This is a genomic window from Pseudomonas sp. TE3728, assembly GCF_056279145.1.
Window position 1 is genome coordinate 6,761,073 of sequence record NZ_JBWBQT010000001.1, and the last position, 16,138, is coordinate 6,777,210.

Sequence of the window (16,138 nt, forward strand, 5' to 3'; positions counted from 1 at the left end):
GGCTTCGCCAGCTCCTACATTTACCGTATGCAACCTCAATGTAATGGGTGTACCCAACCCCGTAGGAGCTGCCGAAGGCTGCGATCTTTTGATCTTTTGATCTGCAACTACCCCAGCTTGAACACCAGCGCCTTCAACCCGCATTCAACATCGGCATCCGGAAACTCCGGCGGATTCTCCAACCGCTGCTCAAACCGCAAGCTCGGCGCTTCGCGGGTGACGCCATCGATGAGAAAGTCCGCACCGAACGCCGGATCGTTCATGCAAGCCAGCACCGTGCCCTGTGGGCTGAGCAATTCCGGCAGGCGGCGCAGCACGCGCTGGTAATCCTTGGTCAGCAGAAAACTGCCTTTCTGAAAGGACGGCGGGTCGATGATCACCAGGTCATATGGGCCCTTGCCGATCACCTTGCCCCAGGACTTGAACAGGTCATGGCCGAGAAAACTCACCTTGCTCAAATCATGCCCATTGAGCCGATGATTGTCGCGGCCACGGCTCAGGGCCGAGCGAGCCATGTCCAGATTGACCACATGCGTAGCGCCACCCGCAATGGCGGCCACCGAAAACCCGCAGGTATAGGCGAACAGGTTCAACACCCGCTTGCCATCAGCATTGGCCCGCACCCAATCGCGGCCGTAGCGCATGTCGAGGAACAGGCCAGTGTTCTGTTTGCGGCCCAGGTCCACGCGATAATGCAGGCCGCCCTCGGTGATCGTCATCTCCTCGATCGGCTCCCCGAGCAGCCATTCGGTGGTGCTTTCCTGCAGGTATCGATGTTGCAGCAGCAAGGTATGCGCGCCGGATGTCGTCCATGCAGGCGACTGCGTGATCGCCATCAGCCGCTGCTTCAAATCTTCCAGTTGCGACGCTTGCGGTTCCTTGAACACGCAGACCAGCACCACGCCTTGCAGCCAGTCGACGGTCAATTGCTCCAGCCCCGGCCAGCAGCGGCCACGGCCGTGGAACAGCCGACGGGTTTCGGCGGGTGCTGCCGCAAGCGCAGTCAGCAAATGGTCGTGGAGGACGGAGAGGGCATCTGGGTTCATCGGGCAAAGTCGGCCATGCATGGGGGGGGGGCGGCATTTTAACCACAATTCGCCCCCCACGAACGAACGGCGCGCGTTTACCAATCCACCGAATAGCTGACCGCCAATCGACGCCCTTCGGCATGAGGGTAAGGCGCGGCCGCATTGGCCTGCATGTAGAGCGTTTCGTAGTTGCGATCGCTCAAGTTGTAGACGCCCATGTCCAGTTTGCCCACCGGCAATTCCACGCCGGCCAGCAGGTCGACTGTGGTATAGCCTTCGATTTTACGGCCGTTTCCATCCTTGAAACCGGCGTCGTAGCTGTCCAGGCGCATCGCCTGCAACCGCAGGTTGTAGTCGTCCTGCTCATAGGCAACGAAGGCGGTGGTTTTGGCCGGTGAGATGCGCGTGGCCGGCAGGTCGAGCCATTCGCCGTTCTGGCGGGTTTCGCCTTTGGTCCAGGCGTAGGTTCCGCCCAGCGACCAGGCTTGATCGAGGTGATAAGTCAGGCTGGTCTCGACACCGCGCACGCGTTCTTTCTGATCGATCAGCCGTTGCGCACGGGTGACGGAGTCGTAGTACTGCGTCACGTCCGAGCGGTTCTCGAACAGCGTGACGTTGGCCTGCAACGACTCCCAGTCACCGCGCCAGCCGAGTTCGTAACTGTCGACCTTGATCGCCTGAGCGTTGAGGTCCTGGATGTTGTAACTGCCGCGCACATCACGCAGGAAGCGCTGCACATCGGGCAGCGAGAAACCCTGGCTGAAGTTGACGAACACATCCTGCGCACTGCTGATGTGGTAGACCGCTCCGAGGTTGTAGAGGGTGTCTTCGTACTTCAGCGTGCCGCCGGGCAACACTTCGGACACGCCCGCTTGCCAAATGCCGCCAAAGGCGATGCTGTCGGCGACGTCGCTGTGAATCCACTCGTGCCGCGCACCGCCGCGCAGGGTCCAGTCGCCGATATCCCAACTCGATTGAGCAAAGAGTGCCGTGGTGTTGGTCTCAATGTCCGGGCCGAAGGCGTAGCGGTCGCCTGTCGGTGTGTAGGTCAAGCCGTCGACGCGATAACGGTCGCCCTGCTGGCTGATTTGTTCGTTCTGGAAATCGGCGCCCCAGACCAGGTTGCCGGTGGCGCTGCCAATCGAGGGCAGGGGGCTTTCCACGGCGGTGCGCAGTCCATAGACCTCGGCTTCGCTCTCGGACGCTACGACCCCGGCGTTGACACCCCAGTTGTATGGGAAGAACCGCGCCTGCTGTTTGCGCCAGTAGCTTTCCATCATCAAGTGCTGGCCGAACAGATCGCGATCGCTGTAATTGAAGTTCACCGCCTGGTTATGGGTGAACGGCTGGTCGCTCAATTGCAAGCCTTTGATCGCCACCGACTCGCCATTGCGAGAGCCGGCCACATAGCCGGTGTCTTGTTTGTCCTCGTACTCCTGCACGGACAGGCTCAGGCGTCGATCGTCATCCAGATCGAAGCCGAATCTGGCGTGCAGGTCATGGCTCTCGGTGTCCATGTTGCTGCCCTGAAACGCTTCCTGGGCGATGCGGTTGCCGTTGCCGTCGAACTGGTCGTTGCGTTGCAACAAGTCGGCGGACACGTACCAGTCGAAGGCGTTCTGGCGCCCCGTCACGCTCTGGAACACTTCGTAGGCAAAACCTTTGCGATTGAGGTTGTCGGCGGTGCTGAGCCCTACGCGGCTGCTCATCGCCAGGGATTGCCCCTCGTTACGCTTGGTGATGACGTTGATGATGCCTCCCGAGGCGCCCGCGCCATAGAGGCTGCTGGCACCGGAGACCACCTCAATGCGTTCGATACTCGACGGCGCGATGCTGTTGAGCTGGCGTGAAACGTCGCGACTGGCGTTCTGCGAAACACCGTCGATCAGCACCAGCACGTTACGTCCGCGAATGGTCTGGCCGTAGTTGCTCATGGTGCCGGAGGAGGGCGCCAGACCGGGCACCAGCGTGCCGAGAATATCGGCCACCTTGCGCCCGGCAGCCGATTGTTGCGCGATCTCCTTTGCTTGAATCAACTGCACGGTGCCGGGAATCGAGGCGATGCTGGCCTCGCTGCGTGTGGCGGACACTACGGTGTCGGACAGGGCCAGCGAACCGCTGCCCAGTTCCAGCGGCGCCGGAGCCGTTTGTAGTGTGACGCTGTTTTTACCGCTGAAGCGCCATTGCAGGCCACTGTCGCGCAACAGGCTATTGAGTGCCTGTTCGGTGCTGAAATCGCCCTTGAGCGACGGCGCCGTTTTGCCACGCAGCAGCGCCGCGTCGACGCCGATGGATAGCCCGGTCTGCGTGGCCAGTGCCGTCAGTGCCGTGTCCAGCGGCTGGCTCCCCAGTTCGAAGTGATAGGTGTCTGTCGCGGAGTCGGCGAAGGCCGGAACGGCGCAGCCCAAGGCAAGTGCCAGAGCGCTCAGGCGAAAGAGGGAGAAGGTCTGGTGGGTCATTGTTGTTGCTCATGGAATCGACTGTATTAACTCCAATGACCGGGCTGAAATGAAATCGGGCAGTTGTCTTGAAGTTATTTTTTTGGGAGCGCCGCCGTTTGCTCGGGTGTCCCCCCGTAGGAGCTGCCGCAGGCTGCGATCTTTTGATCTTTTGATCTTTTGATCTTTTGATCTTTTGATCTTTTGATCTTTGACGGTTTCCTTATCGCCACAAATCAAGATCAAAAGATCGCAGCCTGCGGCAGCTCCTACAAAAGCCTATCGGGCTCAGAGCTCAGCGTTGCCGCACCTGCACCAGGTATTTGCTGTAGGTCTCGATACGAATCGGCAAGGCCGCCTGCAACAAGGCCAGTGCGGCATCGCTGTCTTGCGCGGGCAGCACGCCGGTGAAGCGCAGGGTTTGCAATTGCGCATCCGACGCCCAGATAACTCCCCGACGATGCCGATCAATTTCGGCCAGTACTTCGGGCAGCGGCCTGTCGTGGAAAATCAGCCGGGCGGGGAGCGAAGCGGTTGCCTGCGTGGCGGGCGCCATCCAGCTCTGCACGGGCAGCCACTGGCCGACGGCGATCGCCGCCGGTAACAACAGAGCTGCGCCCATCAGGTGGGCACGACGGGGCCGGGCTTTTGGTGGTGGAGAGAAGGATTGCCAAAGCTGCTGAAGTTGTTCGAACAGCTGCGCGTGGCGCGCATCGGCAGCATGCCAGGCGTTGAATTCGGCCAGAACTTCAGCTGAGGGCGCCTCGTCCAGACGCACCAGCCAATGGGCCGCCTGCTCGCGGATCTGATCCTGGGTGAGGCTTTCAGTCATTGCTCAACCCCTCGGGCAAGGCGTCGAACAAACGGGCATGGCAGTGTGCGAGCGACTTCGCCAGGTACTGCTTGACGCTGCTTTCGGAGACCTGAAGGTGTCTGGCAATTTCAGCATAGGAACAGCCATCGACACGCGCCATCAGAAAAGCCTTGCGCGGTTTCTCTTCCAGTTCTTCGAGCAACAGCAGCAGAACTTTGCCGAGCAATTGGCGCACGGCAATGATCTGTTCCGGGCCTTGTTGGGTCTGCTGATCGAGTAGAACGGCCATGCTGCGAAGGGTTTCTTCTTCGACCCGGCGGCGATGATACTGATTGATCAACAGACGATTGGCTGCCACCAGCAGATAGGCCCGTGGTTCCTGCAATGTCGGCAAAGCATCCAGGCCCAGCAGTTTGACGAAGGTGTCATGGGCCATGTCAGCGGCATTGTCGGGGCAGCCGAGCTTTTTGCGCAGCCAGCCGAACAGCCAGCCATGATGCCCACGGTAAAGCTCGGAAAGAGACGAAGCGGACTGACCCGACACGACGAAACCTCGAACGAAGATAATTCGCAAATGGGAAGTTGTTGCAATTGCGAATGCTGTCATGTTGCTGCGCGACGTTCAAGTCTGATGCGAACGCAAGAGCAAGGACTCGCTGAACATCGCATCGATACTGGGCTCAAGGCTTGCAGTTCGCCCGATTTCGTCGTCCGGTTGTATCAAAAATGAATTTTCCACGAAGTCCGCTGCTCCTACCTGTAGGTGGCGGATTTGAGCCCGCGCAAATCATTTACGTAATCAGGGAGTGACACAGTCATGGGTCCAGTATCAACGGCGGGCGCACACTTGTCTGACGGTTTGATTCTTGTGGTGGAGGACGACCCGTTGATTCTGGAGTTTCTTTGCGAAATTCTTCAGGAGGAGGGCTTTGCGGTTGAACCACAGGTCAGCGCAGACGCCGCGTCGCAGTTTCTGGAGCAGCACGCGCCGGAGGTAGGACTGTTGCTGACGGACATCACCATGCCGGGCAAACTCAATGGCGCGGACCTGGCCAATCAGTTCGGCGACCGTTGGCCAGACAAGCCAATCATGATCATGTCCGGCTTCGAAACCCCGAAAAGTTCGGGGGTCAAGCATCGGGTTGCGTTCATCAAGAAACCTTGGGCGGTGGGACAGTTGCTCGATTGTGTGCAAAACGCCTTGCATTCGAACCGGACCGCGTAGGAGCTGCCGAAGGCTGCGATCTTTTGATCTTCGTTCTAAAAGCAAAATCAAAAGATCGCAGCCTGCGGCAGCTCCTACGTGGGTGATGTACATTGCCTGACAACATTCGCCTGGTTCTGGAAATCGCCCTTTGTCCGTTCAAGCCTCCGTGTTCAACACGTCGTACCGCGCCTTTCTGTTCGATATGGACGGAACTGTCCTCAACTCCATCGCCGCCGCCGAGCGGATCTGGACCACCTGGGCCCTGCGCCACGGTGTTGATGTCGATACCTTCCTGCCGACCATCCATGGCGTACGCGCCATCGACACTATCACTCGTCTGGCCTTGCCCGGGGTGGACGCCGAAGCTGAAGCCGCGTGGATCACCGAGGCGGAAATCGAGGATGTGGAAGGGATTGTCGAAGTGGCCGGCGCGGCGAGTTTCCTCAAGTCGCTGCCCGCCAATCAATGGGCCATCGTCACCTCCGCACCACGGGCGCTGGCCCTGCGCCGAATGGCGGCGGCAGGCATTCCCGAGCCTTTGGTGATGGTCACCGCCGAAGACGTCAGCGCCGGCAAACCCGACCCTGCGGGGTATCGGCTGGCCGCCAGTCGGTTAGGGGTCGAGCCCACCGAGTGCCTGATCTTCGAAGACGCCGCCGTGGGGATTCGTGCTGGTGAAGCGGCGGGCGGCCACGTCATGGTCATCACCGCGACCCATGTTCATCCGCTCCAGACCCCGCACGCCACCCTGGCCAGCTACGACTTGGTCGAGGCGCGAGTGGATCTCCACAGCCAGATCAGCCTGTACACAATCTGATGTTCAAGCGAGCCAATGTGGGAGCGATCCTGCTCGCGATAGCGTCAGCACATTCAGCATTGATGTGACTGCAAAGATCGCTATCGCGAGCAGGCTCGCTCCCACAGTAGATTATGGTGGGTTCAGTAGATTCCGGGAATCAATCGCCAGCTACGGGCGCAGTAAGCCTCGTATTCACTGCCGAATTGCGTGAGTAACAGCGCTTCTTCGGAGCGAATGCGGGCGATCAGCGGGATCAACATCAGCGCCACCAGCAGCAACCCGACCCCGGAACGAAAGGCCAGCGCCCAGCCCACGCCATTGATCAGCAGCCCCAAATAGCTGGGGTTGCGCAAGGTCCGATAAATCCCGTCGGTGACCAAGCGGTGCCCCGGCTGAATCGCCACCAGGCCGCTGAAGCGTTTGCCCAGCACAAACACCGGCCACATCCGCAGCGCGCCGCCGCCGATGAACAACAGCGCGCCCAGCCAACGCACGCCCTCGCCACCGAAGGTCCAGAAGTCGATCCGGTCGGTATAGGCTGGCAGGTACCCACTCAACAGCCCAAGTACCCCGAAAACCGGCAATACCCAGCGATTGGCCCGGTCTTCACGTTCGCCGGAGCTCAGGTTGCCCTCGCTGAACAAAGACACGATCGCCATCACCAGGGTTGCAAACGCAATGACCACCAACGGTGGGTGCGAGAAAAAAGCTGCCAACCCACCCAGCCCGACTACCGCCAGAGCGAGGTAGGCAAGGGTGCTGACGAGGGCGAAAAACGCGAGTTTGGCCGAGATTTTCATGACTGACTTCACAACGGACATGTAGGAGCTGCCGCAGGCTGCGATCTTTTGATTTTGCCCCTGACAATATCGCTCAAAAATCAAAAGATCGCAGCCTGCGGCAGTGGTTGTTCGGTCATTCGACGCGGTACCGCGTTATCGCCAGGACGGTAGCCGCCGGGCTGGGTGAACTAAGCTTGGATAAGGATGATTCTATCTATTCACTCCCGGCGCGTTGAACATTTCGCTGGGCCGGGAGCGTCACAAGGAGCACATGATGCTTCACATCAGAACGCCCCTGATTCTGCACCCGGGCCTGTCGACCCCGGCCCGGCGGATCTGGCTCAAGCTGGAAAACCTGCAACCCAGCGGCTCGTTCAAGCTGCGCGGCATGGGCCTGCTGTGCAGTCAGGCCGCGGAGCAGGGCAAGCGCAAAGTGGTCTGTCCTTCCGGGGGGAATGCCGGGTTGGCCACCGCCGTGGCCGCTGCCAGCCTGGGGCTGAAAGCCTGCATCGTGGTGCCGAACACCACCCCGGAAACCACCCGCGCCAGGATCAGGAAAGTCGGTGCCGAGGTGATCGTTCATGGCAAGGTCTGGGACGAAGCCAATCAACGGGCGAAAGAACTCGCAAAGGGCGCGGACACCGAATACGTGCCCGCTTTCGATCATCCGGTGCTGTGGGAAGGGCACAGCACGATGATCGATGAAATTCTCGAGGACTGTCCTCAGGTCGATGTGTTAGTGACGTCGGTGGGCGGCGGAGGGTTGCTGGCGGGCCTGCTCACTGGACTGATTCGTCATCAGCGCATGGATTGTCGAATCGTTGCGTGCGAAACCCAGGGCGCAGCGTCTTTCGCGGCCGCCATCAGTGCCGGCCACCCGGTCAGATTGCCGCGCATCGACACCGTCGCCACGTCACTTGGCGCGGCGCAGGTGGCGGCCTGGCCGGTGCAACACATCCTCGATTTTGCGCATGAATGCGTGGTGCTCAGCGATGATGAGGCGATCATGGGCGTGGTCCGTTACGCCAACGACTTGCGTCAGTTGGTCGAGCCGGCGTGTGGCGTTTCATTGGCGGTGGCGTACCTCGACCATCCGGCGATCGCCGAGGCCCATGATGTGGTGATTGTGGTGTGCGGCGGCGTCAGCATCAGCGCGCAATTGGTCGCCGGCTGGGCGCGCCTGTCCGCTGGGGCGCAAGCAACCTAGGGCCCGAACACTATCCCGTGTTGCGAGCCCCACGGCTGACTTTTACAGGTTTCAGCGACTGACTGGACTTTATTGAGCGAGGATCGCTTTGGCCAGGTCCTCATCGCTTGCCTTGAGGTCGGGATGATTCTGTCGAATTTCCTTCAGCACCGACTCCAGATAAACGCCGCGAATCGTACCGCCACTTGCCACGAAGCTAGAGGCATCATCCCGTGCGGGAATCACGATTTTGTCATCCTTGAACGTCGAGTACAGCGATGCGGAGACCCCGGCCGAAGTGGCGACATCTTTTGCATCTACATCGGCCATGGCCGAACCAACGGGCAAACAAAGCACTAGTGAAGATATGAGCAACAGACGGCGCATGACGGCGTCCTCCGAAAGCGGAAAGGAAGTAACACATAATTTAGGATGCCTGACTGTGCTCAGGAGTTCCCTGCCGATTCGATATAGGCACAGGTGACCCCGTTGCGGGCTCAGTTGAGTTTCCGAATCCCCATCGTCGCGGCGGTGCTGTACGGCCGCGTAATGCGATCGTGTAGCAGCTGCCGAAGGCTGCGTTCGGCTGCGAAGCAGTCGTGAATCCGGCTGACGCGGTCTGCCTGATGCACGCCCGGCACAGATCAGCAGGCGCATGACGGGTTTTCCTTTACCGGGTCGATGTTCTCGATCGAGCGCTCACCGGCACGTTCGAGCAGCGGATATGCCAGCGCGGCGATGTGGTGATGCACACGCCGGTAATCACGCAGCACCCGCTGGAAAATATCGCCGGATTCCGCCCAGGTACTTTTGTCTTCCTGCAACTGGCGAAAGTGCTCGCGGCTGGCTCCTGCTTCGAGCCTTCTGACGATCTCCTTGCGATGAATCAGTTGGTGCGCGGTGGCGATGTCTTCGCGCAGGAACACGGTGATCGCCAGGCTCAAACTCTCCAGCACTGCGTCGTGCAGCGGGGCGATGTTGCCCAGTTCGAAGGCCGAGAACTGTTCACCCCGGCGCAAACGGCGCATGGCCAGCTGTGCGAGGCTGCTGGAAAGAATGTCCGCGGCATGTTCGAGGTTGATCACGAATGTGAGGATTTCCTGGGAGCGATCGGCATCGCTGTCACTGATGCCTTCCTTGCCGATGTCGGCCAGATAAGCCCGAATCGCCGCGCTGAGCAGGTCCAGGGATTGATCGATCCGCCGCACTTCATCGGCGCAGGCCGATGCCGAGGTATGGAGCAGCTGGAGCATCCGGCCGAGCATGGCCGAGAGCATGTCGGCCATGCGCAACGCTTCGCGGGCGGCATTCGACAAACCGATGTTGGCCACTTCCAGACCGGCCTCATCCAGGTAGTGCGGCATGCCAGGGTCGACATCCCGCTCAGGCGCCGGCAACAGTCGGGTGAGGGCATTGGCGAGCATGTCGGTCAGGCCGATGAACACCAACCCCAGCAACAGATTGAAACCGGTGTGCAGGCATACCACCAGTGTCGAGGGCGCGAGCGGCGTCTGAGCGAGTAATCCGGCAAATGGCAAGACCACCAGGGCACCGAGCGCCCGCACCAGCAGATTGCCCAGCGGCAGGCGTCGGCCGACGCTCGAACCGGCATTGATGACCGAAGGCAGCGCACCGCCGATGTTCACCCCCAGTACCAGCGCGACAATCGTGCTGGCCGAGAGCATGCCGGTGGCGGCCAACGAAACGATCAGCAGCACCACGGCCACGCTGGAGTGGCAGAGCCAGGTGAGGATCAGCGCCACCAGCAGGGCAATCAGCAGGTCGCCATCAAGGCTTTGCATGATGAGCTGGAAGATCGGCGTGCCTTCCACTTCGGCGAGTGTTGAGCCGAGCATGTGCAGGGCCAGCAGCATCAGCCCCAGGCCGATCAACGCGCAACCGACGCTTTCGTAGCGCGAGTCATCACGCAGCCGAAAGACGATCAGCCCCGCCAGCAAAACAATGGGTGTGAGCATCGACACATCGGCGCTGAGCAGTTGCACCACCAGGGTCGAACCGATGTTGGCGCCGAGCATCACTGCCAGTGCCGGCGCCAATCCCAGTGTCCCGGCAGCAGTGAATGAAGTCGCCATCAGGCTGACGGCGGTGCTGCTTTGCAGGACGCCGGTGATGCCGATGCCGGACAGCAAAGCCATCCAGCGGTTATTCAGGTTGTGGCCCAGCCACTGACGCAATGGCGTGCCGAAGCCGCGCAACAACGCCGAAGAAATCATGTGAGTGCCCCACAGCAACAGGGCGATGGAGCCTGCGAGGTTGATCAGTAGAGTAGTTCCCGACATGAGGACTCTCCCTTTTTGCGTGTTGCATTTATTGACGGCCCCGGAGCCGGAAGGTGGCATCTGACGAACACCGGACCCTGTAGGAGCTGGCGAAGCCTGCGATCTTTTGACTTTGCCTTTAAAAATCAAGATCAAAAGATCGCAGGCTTCGCCAGCTCCTACAGGGATTGCGGTGTTCAGGTCATCAGAACCATTGCTTGAAGCGCCGGACGTAGAGGGTTTTCATGACCTGCGCGAACACGCAGTAGCTGAGCAAGGTGCCCACCAGCCAAGGGAAGTACGCCCACGGCAGCGGTTGCAGACCGACCAGCGTGCCCAGTGGCGAGAACGGAATGTAGATGCCCAGCACCATCACCAGCCCGGTCATCAGGATCACCGGCAAGGCGGCGGTGCTCTGGAAGAACGGGATTTTCTGGGTGCGTAGCATGTGCACCACCAGGGTCTGGGACAGCAGCCCTTCAATGAACCAGCCAGACTGGAACAAGCCCTGCATTTCCACGCTGTTGGCGGCGAACACGTACCACATGACCGCGAAGGTGGTGATGTCGAAGACCGACGAGGTCGGCCCGATCCACAGCATGAAACGGCCGATGTTCTTCGCGTCCCACTTGCGGGGCTTGCGCAGGAATTCCTTGTCCATCTTGTCCCACGGCAGCGCCAGCTGAGAGATGTCGTACATGAGGTTTTGCAGCAGCAGGTGGATCGACAGCATCGGCAGGAACGGAATGAACGCACTGGCCACCAGTACTGAGAACACGTTGCCGAAGTTGGAGCTGGCGGTCATGTTCAGGTACTTCATGATATTGCCGAAGGTTTCGCGGCCCTTGAGCACACCTTCTTCGAGCACCATCAGGCTCTTTTCCAGAAGGATGATGTCGGCCGATTCCTTGGCGATGTCGGTGCCGCTGTCCACCGAGATGCCGACGTCGGCATCGCGCAGGGCAGGGGCGTCGTTGATGCCGTCACCGAGGAAACCCACGGTGTGACCGTTGGCCTGCAAAGCCTTGAGCACCCGGGATTTCTGCAGTGGCGTCAGCTTGGCGAACACCGTGCGTTCCTCGACCCGCGCCTGGAGGGTGGCGTCGTCCATCTTCTCGATGTCTTGGCCGAGCAGCGGCGTGCCGGGTTCCAGGCCGACTTCGCGGCAGATCTTGCAGGTCACCACGGCGTTGTCGCCGGTCAGCACTTTGACAGTCACGCCCATATCACGCAGCGCGGCGATTGCCGGGCCGGCGGTTTCCTTCGGTGGATCGAGGAAGGTCAGGAAACCGCGAATCACCAGTTCGCGTTCGTCAGTGGTGGCGTACTGGTTTTTCGCCTGCGCCTTCGGGATCTCACGGGTGGCGACCAACAGCACCCGGAAGCCGTCCTGGTTGTACTCGTTGGCCAGGGCCAGCAGCGCCTGGCGACGTTGATCATCCAACGTCACGACCGTGCCGTTTTCATTGACGTGGCTGGCGATGGTCAGCATTTCCTCGACCGCCCCTTTGCACACCATCAGGTGATCGTCGCAGCTGTCCTTGACGATGATCGACAGGCGCCGACGCACGAAGTCGAACGGCAGTTCATCGACCTTGCTGAAGGCGAACGGCACGCGGAATGTCGCGTTGCGATTGGCGAACTGCACCACCGCCTGATCCATCAGGTTTTTCAGGCCGCTCTGGTGATGGCTGTTGAGCCAGGCCAGTTCCAGCAGCGAATCGTCGCGCTGGCCATTGATGTCGACATGGTGCTCAAGAATGATCCTGTCTTGGGTCAGGGTGCCGGTCTTGTCGGTGCACAGCACGTCCATCGAACCGAAGTTCTGGATCGCATTAAGGCGCTTGACCACCACTTTGCGCTTGGCCATGGCCATGGCGCCTTTGGCCAGGTTGGCGCTGACGATCATTGGCAGCATTTCCGGGGTCAGGCCGACCGCCACTGCCAGTGCAAACAGGAACGCATCGCTCCAGTCACCTTTGGAGAAACCGTTGAGCAGGAACACGATCGGCACCATGACCAGCATGAAACGGATCAACAACCAGCTGACACTGTTCACCCCGCGGTCGAACGCGGTTTGCACCCGTGAGCCGACAATGGCTTTGGCCAGTGAGCCAAAGTAGGTGCGCGAACCGGTAGCGACCACCACCGCTTTGGCGGTGCCGCTGACCACGTTGGTGCCCATGAAGCAGATGTTCGACAGGTCGAGCAGGTTGGACTGATCGGTCGCGCTGCCGGTCGCTGACTTCTGCGCCACGTCCCCCAGCGTGTCGTACTTCTCGACCGGCAAGGCTTCGCCAGTCAGTACGGCCTGGCTGATGAACAGGTCGCGGGATTCGATCAGGCGGATGTCCGCCGGGATCATGTCGCCAGCGCTGAGTTGCACGATGTCGCCGGCCACCAGTTCGCGCATCGGCACTTCGCGCAGCACTGGCGGGCGGTCCTTTTGTGGGCGACGCAGGACGGTGGCAGTGGTGCGCACCATGGCCTTGAGGGTTTCGGCGGACTTGGCCGAACGGTATTCCTGCCAGAACCGCAGCAGGCTGCTCAGGCTGACCATGGTCATGATGATAATGACCTTGGTCAGGTCGGCGTCGTCGCCTTGACCCTGGCTGATCGGCAGCCAGTAGTCGGTGAAGAAGCTGATACCGGCCAAGGTCAGCAGCACGTAGATGAAGGGATTGTTCAGGGCTTTGAGCAGTTGGACGATGGCGTGAGGCGGCTTGTCGTGGGCGACTTCGTTGTAGCCTCCACGCGCCAAACGGCCTTCGGCTTCGAGTTCGGTCAAACCGTCAGCGGTGGCGTTGAGGTTGGTGAGGGTTACGGTCAGGCCGTTTTGCGCTTCCCGGGCGGCACGCATCGACAGCTTGGCGTTGTCGCTGGAGGCGCCGCGGGTGGTTTTCTTTGTGGTGTTTACTAGGGTCATTGCTGTGCTCCTGCCGCAGGCTTGCGGCACGACACACAGGTACTCAGCTAATCAAAGACGAGCGCACGTATGTCGAGCCGCAAATATGCGATCGAGTCGGATGATTGTGTTTTGATGCTTTAACGTTCGCTGTCCATCAACTAACACGTGACAGGCAGCGAACCGACTACTGGCTTCGTCCATAACTAATTCCAATAAATTTTGTTTTTAGCAGGCAATAAGAAGTTCTCGGATTTCGTTTTAAGAAAACCGTTCAGGAAGGACTTTGGAAGCTCCTTAAAATCAAAAGCTCCTTAAAATAAAAAGTGCCTTCAAATTAATTGAAAGTGCGCCCCGGTACAGGCCGAGCATCAGGCTCGCCTGCTGGAAAAGGCGCGCGATGCGCCGACTCGGTGGGTCCTGGCTTTCGTCGAAGCTCCAGCGTTGCTGAAGCCGGCCCGTTGTCGGGCAGACGCGCCAGTTGGCACGAGGCTGTACCTTGGCGTGGGCAGAAGGGGCGGAAAACGAGGCACTGGGCCGAGTCGTCAACAGACGCTCACGGCAAAGCTTGACCCGCATGGTCGATGCAAAGGCGCGTACGCCTGGCATTACAGTGGTTTTGAAGTTCATAACATGCCTCTGGGCCGGACTGATTCCGGTGAGGCAAGTTACGGTGGAGCCTCAGGCTCTAGCGCAGCTCACCCGACCGAAAAGTCGAGTCCCGTCATTGTCTGGGTTATGTGCCAGATCCTGCCTGTTCGCAGTAATCCGACAGCGACTAGATACTGTGTCCATTGGATTCTTTTGTGAGTTGATAAAAGGCCGGTGTTATCGGCCCGGGCAATTTACTGAGCGAGGCTTGTGAAGTCAATCGTAAAAGTGCACTTGATTGCCGGTTAAACGGGATTCGGTTATTGAAGTGTGTAGTGGTTCAGCTAATTGACAGTTAATTGCCGTTTTTATGGGCTGTTGGATTGAACGCAGTGGCTGCCGAAGGCTGCGATCTTTTGATCTTTGACGGCCGCTGAAATACCAAAGATCAAAAGATCGCAGCCTTCGGCAGCTCCTACACAGACCGTATGCAACCGTCATGGCCATGTGGCTGGTGATTTTCTTCAGCGTGGTCGATCATCGGGAGCGAGGGATGGCTTGAATGGGTGGAGGGCAGGTGAGCGTCGATATCGAATGCGTGGTGGTCGGTGCCGGTGTGGTCGGGCTGGCGGTGGCCAGAGCCCTGGCGCGGATCGGGCGAGAAGTGATTCTGGTCGAGGCGGGCGAGGGGATTGGCGTGGGCATCAGCTCGCGCAATTCGCAAGTGATCCACGCTGGCATCTATTACCCGAGCGGTAGTCTCAAGGCGCAGTTGTGCGTGGAGGGCAGGCAACGGCTGTACGCCTTCTGCGATGAACGCTGCGTCGATTACCAGCGTATCGGCAAGCTGATCGTGGCCACCGATGACCATCAGCGCCATGCCTTGCAGGTATTGCTGGAGCAAGGTCGGCGCAACGGTGTCGATGACCTGCAATGGCTGGATGCCGGGCAGGCGCAGGCGTTTGAACCGGGGTTGTCCTGCGTTGCCGCGCTCTGGTCGCCGTCCACCGGCATCGTTGATTCCCATGCCCTGATGCTGGCGCTTCAGGCAGATGCTGAAGCGTGCGGTACTTCGATAGTCTTTCACACTCCCCTGGAATCCGCCCGTTGCACCGAGGACGGTTTCGAGCTGCAAATAGGTGGGGCTCAGCCGATGACGTTGAGCTGTCATCAGTTGGTCAACTGCGCGGGATTGTCCGCGCCTGACGTGGCGAGCCGGATCGAAGGCTTGCCAGCGCAGCACGTTCCCAAGGCCTGGCTGTGCAAGGGCAGTTACTTCAGTTTCAGCGGCCGGGCGCCGTTCCGGCATCTGGTTTACCCGGCACCGGAAAGCGCCGGGCTGGGCGTGCACATGACCCTGGACCTGGGCGGTCAGGCGCGTTTCGGGCCGGATGTCGAATGGGTCGAGCAAGTCGATTACCGCGTCGATCCCCGCCGCAGCGAAGGTTTCTATCAGGCGATCCGGCGTTACTGGCCGGCATTGCCCGATAATAGCCTGCAACCGGCCTACAGCGGGATTCGCCCGAAAATCAGCGGGCCGAGCGAACCGGCCGCCGACTTCATCATCAGCGGCCCGGATGTGCATGGCGTGCCGGGGTTGGTCAACCTGTTCGGCATCGAATCACCAGGGCTGACCAGTTGCCTGGCGCTGGCCGAGCGGGTGGTAAAAATACTAGCCGCTCCGCATTCCTTGTAGCAGCTGGCGCAGCCTGCGTTCGGCTGCGAAGCAGTCGTAAAACCTGCCCATGCGGTTTACCTGATAGACCGCAGTGCCTGAATTCACGACTGCTGCGCAGCCGAACGCAGGCTTCGCCAGCTGCTACAACGGTCGCCGCGAAGGTGCCGGTTATCAGTGTCTGCGATGCCATTCACCGCGAGGGCTATTCTTGGCAATGCGCCCATCCTCATGGGAGACCTCTGATGATCAACGTACGCACTGCCCGCATGCTCGCCGATTACAGGCACTGGGCCGATCAGCGACTCTTTGACAGCCTCATGGCGCTGCCACCGGAAGAGCTCAACCGCAAACGGGTGTCGGTGTTCAACAACATCATCGGCACCTTGAACCATATCTACGTGGTGGACTGCATCTGGCAAGCCCACCTGGAG

At 60.0% G+C, this 16,138-nt stretch carries 14 protein-coding genes; 5 read left to right on the plus strand and 9 right to left on the minus strand.

Annotated elements, in window-relative coordinates:
• Positions 1-107: 107 nt before the first annotated feature.
• The 4 genes from ACZ89R_RS30135 to ACZ89R_RS30150 form a co-directional block, all read right to left on the minus strand.
• Positions 108-1,046, minus strand: coding sequence for a class I SAM-dependent methyltransferase (locus tag ACZ89R_RS30135; protein ID WP_429547184.1), 939 nt, complete (start codon positions 1,044-1,046; stop codon positions 108-110).
• Between the two features lie 77 nt (positions 1,047-1,123).
• Complete coding sequence (locus tag ACZ89R_RS30140) at positions 1,124-3,487, minus strand: TonB-dependent receptor (RefSeq protein WP_429547183.1); 2,364 nt, start codon at positions 3,485-3,487, stop codon at positions 1,124-1,126.
• Positions 3,488-3,761: 274 nt separating this feature from the next.
• Positions 3,762-4,298: a FecR/PupR family sigma factor regulator gene (locus ACZ89R_RS30145; RefSeq protein ID WP_429547182.1), complete on the minus strand. Its 537-nt coding sequence runs from the start codon at positions 4,296-4,298 to the stop codon at positions 3,762-3,764.
• On the minus strand, positions 4,291-4,824 hold the full coding sequence (locus ACZ89R_RS30150) for a sigma-70 family RNA polymerase sigma factor (protein WP_429547181.1): 534 nt from the start codon (positions 4,822-4,824) through the stop codon (positions 4,291-4,293). Before ACZ89R_RS30150 ends, ACZ89R_RS30145 begins: the two co-directional genes overlap by 8 nt.
• A gap of 273 nt (positions 4,825-5,097) precedes the next feature.
• On the opposite strand from ACZ89R_RS30150, the gene ACZ89R_RS30155 reads away from it, so the two are divergent.
• Together ACZ89R_RS30155 and ACZ89R_RS30160 are read left to right on the plus strand one after the other, a co-directional pair.
• Positions 5,098-5,505, plus strand: a complete 408-nt coding sequence (locus ACZ89R_RS30155; RefSeq protein ID WP_429547180.1) for a response regulator — start codon at positions 5,098-5,100, stop codon at positions 5,503-5,505.
• 130 nt (positions 5,506-5,635) lie between these two features.
• Positions 5,636-6,304, plus strand: coding sequence for an HAD-IA family hydrolase (locus ACZ89R_RS30160; RefSeq protein WP_429547179.1), 669 nt, complete (start codon positions 5,636-5,638; stop codon positions 6,302-6,304).
• 122 nt (positions 6,305-6,426) lie between these two features.
• Here the strand turns inward: ACZ89R_RS30160 and ACZ89R_RS30165 are convergent, their stop codons facing one another.
• Positions 6,427-7,086, minus strand: a complete 660-nt coding sequence (locus ACZ89R_RS30165; protein ID WP_429547178.1) for a methyltransferase family protein — start codon at positions 7,084-7,086, stop codon at positions 6,427-6,429.
• A gap of 256 nt (positions 7,087-7,342) precedes the next feature.
• Between ACZ89R_RS30165 and ACZ89R_RS30170 the strand changes: the two genes are divergently transcribed.
• On the plus strand, positions 7,343-8,275 hold the full coding sequence (locus ACZ89R_RS30170; RefSeq protein ID WP_429547177.1) for a pyridoxal-phosphate dependent enzyme: 933 nt from the start codon (positions 7,343-7,345) through the stop codon (positions 8,273-8,275).
• A gap of 69 nt (positions 8,276-8,344) precedes the next feature.
• Here the strand turns inward: ACZ89R_RS30170 and ACZ89R_RS30175 are convergent, their stop codons facing one another.
• The 4 genes from ACZ89R_RS30175 to ACZ89R_RS30190 all read right to left on the minus strand — a co-directional run bounded on the left by ACZ89R_RS30175 (position 8,345) and on the right by ACZ89R_RS30190 (position 14,068).
• Entirely contained in the window at positions 8,345-8,641 is a 297-nt protein-coding gene (locus ACZ89R_RS30175) for a DUF2388 domain-containing protein (RefSeq protein ID WP_008012177.1), read from the minus strand.
• Positions 8,642-8,898: 257 nt separating this feature from the next.
• Positions 8,899-10,554 (minus strand): Na/Pi cotransporter family protein, encoded by a 1,656-nt coding sequence (locus tag ACZ89R_RS30180; RefSeq protein ID WP_429547176.1) that lies wholly within the window; start codon positions 10,552-10,554, stop codon positions 8,899-8,901.
• Positions 10,555-10,738: 184 nt separating this feature from the next.
• Positions 10,739-13,459 carry a magnesium-translocating P-type ATPase gene (mgtA, locus tag ACZ89R_RS30185; protein ID WP_429547175.1) on the minus strand — a complete coding sequence of 907 codons (2,721 nt, stop codon included), beginning with the start codon at positions 13,457-13,459 and terminating at the stop codon, positions 10,739-10,741.
• Between the two features lie 282 nt (positions 13,460-13,741).
• The gene (locus ACZ89R_RS30190; protein ID WP_429547174.1) at positions 13,742-14,068 is read right to left on the minus strand and encodes a hypothetical protein; all 327 of its coding nucleotides are present in this window, start codon (positions 14,066-14,068) and stop codon (positions 13,742-13,744) included.
• 538 nt (positions 14,069-14,606) lie between these two features.
• Here ACZ89R_RS30190 and ACZ89R_RS30195 point away from each other — a divergent pair.
• Together ACZ89R_RS30195 and ACZ89R_RS30200 are read left to right on the plus strand one after the other, a co-directional pair.
• Positions 14,607-15,725 (plus strand): NAD(P)/FAD-dependent oxidoreductase, encoded by a 1,119-nt coding sequence (locus tag ACZ89R_RS30195; RefSeq protein ID WP_429547173.1) that lies wholly within the window; start codon positions 14,607-14,609, stop codon positions 15,723-15,725.
• A 224-nt stretch (positions 15,726-15,949) separates the two neighbouring features.
• The coding region (locus ACZ89R_RS30200; protein WP_476241484.1) for a DinB family protein at positions 15,950-16,138 on the plus strand (189 nt) is incomplete at its 3' end.